The 3,074-nt window shown below is 73.3% G+C and carries 3 protein-coding genes and 1 pseudogene; all 4 read left to right on the forward strand.

The genetic code is table 11. From position 1 onward, the window contains the following. Positions 1 to 277 (forward strand): annotated as a pseudogene (locus HW445_RS24325) (hypothetical protein); the annotation flags it as partial. Between the two features lie 4 nt (positions 278 to 281). After that, positions 282 to 842 (forward strand): dihydrofolate reductase family protein, encoded by a 561-nt coding sequence (locus HW445_RS24330; RefSeq protein WP_180223085.1) that lies wholly within the window; start codon positions 282 to 284, stop codon positions 840 to 842. A 44-nt stretch (positions 843 to 886) separates the two neighbouring features. After that, entirely contained in the window at positions 887 to 1,822 is a 936-nt protein-coding gene (locus tag HW445_RS24335; protein ID WP_180223086.1) for an endonuclease/exonuclease/phosphatase family protein, read from the forward strand. Positions 1,823 to 2,301: 479 nt separating this feature from the next. Continuing rightward, on the forward strand, positions 2,302 to 3,074 hold a 773-nt coding region (locus HW445_RS24340; protein ID WP_180223087.1), incomplete at its 3' end, for an isoprenyl transferase.

Consider the following 3,074-nt stretch of genomic DNA (forward strand, 5'->3'; position numbering starts at 1 on the left):
GGTGCTGGAGCACCCCTGGACGCCGGGACCGCACCGGACGGCGCGCGCCCGGACCGCGCTGGCCGAGGCGTGGTCCCCCGACGAGGAGCCGGTGATCACCGTCGAGGAGAACCGGTTCACGTTCGGGGAACGCGGCCCGCAGCTGCGACTGGGCCGGGACGGCCGGTGGTACGGATACCGGCGACAGGGCGGGGCCTGGTGGCCCACCGGCGAACCGGCCGCCGACCCCGCTGCCGCGACCGCCGAACTGCTGGCGGCGAACGAGAGGCGGCCGTGAGGCCATGCGGAACGTGATCCTGAACATGTCCGTCTCGCTGGACGGCTACATGGAGGCACCGGACGGCGACATCTCCTGGCACCTGGTCGACGAGGAGGTGCACCGGCAGATCAACGGGTTCCTCGCCCCGGCCGGCGCCTTCCTCTGCGGCCGACGCAACTACGTGATGATGGACGGCTTCTGGCCCACGGCCGACCAGGACCCCGACAGCCCGGAGCCGATGCGGGAGTTCGCCGCCCTCTGGCGGGACACCCCCAAGGTCGTCTACTCCCGCACCCTCGAGCGCGTCGGCCGGAACGCCACCCTCGTGCGCGACGTGGTGCCCGAGGAGGTCCGCGCCCTCAAGGAGCGGTCCGGCGGCCCGCTCTTCGTCGGCGGGGCCTCGCTCGCCGCGTCGTTCCTCCGCCACGGGCTGATCGACGAGTTCCACCTCTACGTCCACCCGGTGATCCTCGGCCGGGGCCACCGGATCTTCCCCGAACTGGACGCACGCGTCGGCCTCACCCTCGTCGACACCCGGGTCTTCCCCAACGGCGTCGTCCTGCTCCACCACCGCAGGGCCTGAGCACGGGCGGAACCGGACCGGCCCGGTCCGCGTCCTGCTCCCACATGGCCCGGAACCGGATACGAAGGCACGCCCCCGCCCTGCTCGCCCTGCTGGTGTCCGCCCTGCTGGCGGGGCACGCACTGGTGCCCAACGCAGGCCCCCGCCTCGGGAGCCTCCTGGAGACCTTCCTGCCGTGGACAGGGGCCGTCGTGCCGCCGCTGCTGCTGTTCGTCCTCCTGCGCCGCCGCACGCCCGTGGCCGTGTGCGCGGTGCTGCTGCCGGCCCTGACCTGGGCCTGGCTCTTCGGTCCCCACCTGCTGCCGCGGGACGACCACGGCGCGGACCTCACCGTCGTCCAGCACAACGTGAGCGACGAGAACCCCGACCCGGCCGCCACCGCCCGGGCCCTCGCCCGTCCCGGCCCCGACCTGATCGCCCTCCAGGAAGTCACCTCCGCCACCCTCCCGGTCCTGCGGTCCGCGCTCTCGGCCGACTACCCGCACCACGCCTCCCACGGCACCGTCGCCCTCTTCTCCCGCCACCCCCTCACCGACGTGCGCCCGCTCGACATCCGCCCCGCCGGGGTCGACCCCTCCTGGCAGCGGGCCCTGCGGGCCACCGCGCACCTGCCCCGCCACGGCGAGATCGCCGTCCACGTCGCCCACCTCCCGTCGGTCCGGATCACCCCGACCGCGGGCCTCACCTCCGCCCGCCGCGACGAGAGCGCCCGCCTGCTCGCCGCCGAGATCGACGCCGAGACCCTGCCGCGGGTCCTCCTCCTCGGCGACCTCAACTCCACCCTCGACGACCGCGGCCTCTCCCCCCTCACCTCCCGCCTTCCCGCCCCCGTCCACGGCCTCGCCTTCACCTGGCCCGCCTCCCTGCCCCTCGCCCGCATCGACCAGGCCCTCGCCCGAGGCCCCCGCGCGATCGACGTCACGCCCCTGCCCGGCACCCCCAGCGACCACCTCCCCCTGCTGGCCCGGATCCGTCTCTGACCTCGCCGCGGGTGGCCGGTGCCGCCGCCGCGCGCGGACGTGGGCCGGGGGTGTCATCCGGGCGCGCCGGTGGTCGCCCGGAAGGGCGAAGCGGGGGGCGGGGGACACCGCCGGGGCAACGGTCTGTGAAACAGCGGCTTCGGGGTGGGAATGCCTTGGAATGGAATGTGATGTCGGCCTCATGGGATGGGAATCGATCATCCCGACGCGGCATCGGAGGGCGAAATGAGGTGATTCGTCCTGGACGTCGCGTCGCCGATCGACTCCGGAGCGTAGTTGTTCGGCGCCAATGTACGCGCCATCCCTCACGAAGGGTTATGGTGGAACTCCCCCCCTCGGGCCGGTCCGTCTCCCCCCCACGGACCGGCCCGTTTTCTTTGCCCCGGCAGGGGAGCCCGTGCCCCCAGGGGGCGGGCCGGGGGTGTCGCGGGGCAGGGGTACGCTTCCCGGGGGATCCGCACGGAGGGGCCGACATTCACGTGAAGCTGCGCGACAACCTTCGCCGTCTGCTTGTCAGGGTCTACGCACGCCGCGTCGAGGGCCACCTCGACCACGACCAGGTGCCCAAGCACATCGGCGTGATCATGGACGGCAACCGGCGCTGGGCGAAGGCGGCCGGCGGCACCACCGTCGAGGGCCACCAGGCCGGTGCGGAGAAGATCGAGGAGTTCCTCGGCTGGTGCGCCGAGACGGACGTCGAGGTGGTCACCCTCTGGCTGCTCTCCACGGACAACTTCGACCGCCCGCAGGAGGAGCTCGTCCCGCTGCTCGGCATCATCGAGGGCGTGGTGACCTCCCTGGCCGCGGACGGGCGCTGGCGCATCCATCACGTCGGTACCACGGACGTGCTGCCCGACGGCATGCGGCGCACCCTCAAGGAGGCCGAGGAGGCCACCGCGGGCAACGCGGGGATAGTCGTCAACGTCGCCATCGGCTACGGCGGGCGGCAGGAGATCGTCGACGCGGTGCGGTCGGCCCTCCAGGAGGCCTCCGCGCGCGGTGCGACCCTGGACGAGGCCGCCGAGGCCATCGACGTCGAGCTGATCGGCCGCCACCTCTACACCGGCGACCAGCCCGACCCGGACCTGGTGATCCGTACCAGCGGCGAGCAGCGGCTGTCCGGGTTCATGCTCTGGCAGACCGCGCACTCCGAGTACTACTTCTGCGAGGTCTTCTGGCCGGCCTTCCGCAAGGTCGACTTCCTCCGCGCGCTGCGCGACTACGCCGCCCGCCACCGGCGTTTCGGCGGCTG

The sequence above is a fragment of the Streptomyces sp. UH6 genome, from assembly GCF_013421635.1.
GTDB classification, from domain to species: Bacteria; Actinomycetota; Actinomycetes; order Streptomycetales; family Streptomycetaceae; genus Streptomyces; species Streptomyces abyssomicinicus.

What these genes read in the sequence shown, in the direction of transcription:
- HW445_RS24330 (WP_180223085.1), top strand. Translation starts at nt 282, where the DNA reads ATGCGGAACGTGATCCTGAACATGTCCGTCTCGCTGGACGGCTACATG.
- HW445_RS24335 (WP_180223086.1), top strand. Translation starts at nt 887, where the DNA reads ATGGCCCGGAACCGGATACGAAGGCACGCCCCCGCCCTGCTCGCCCTG.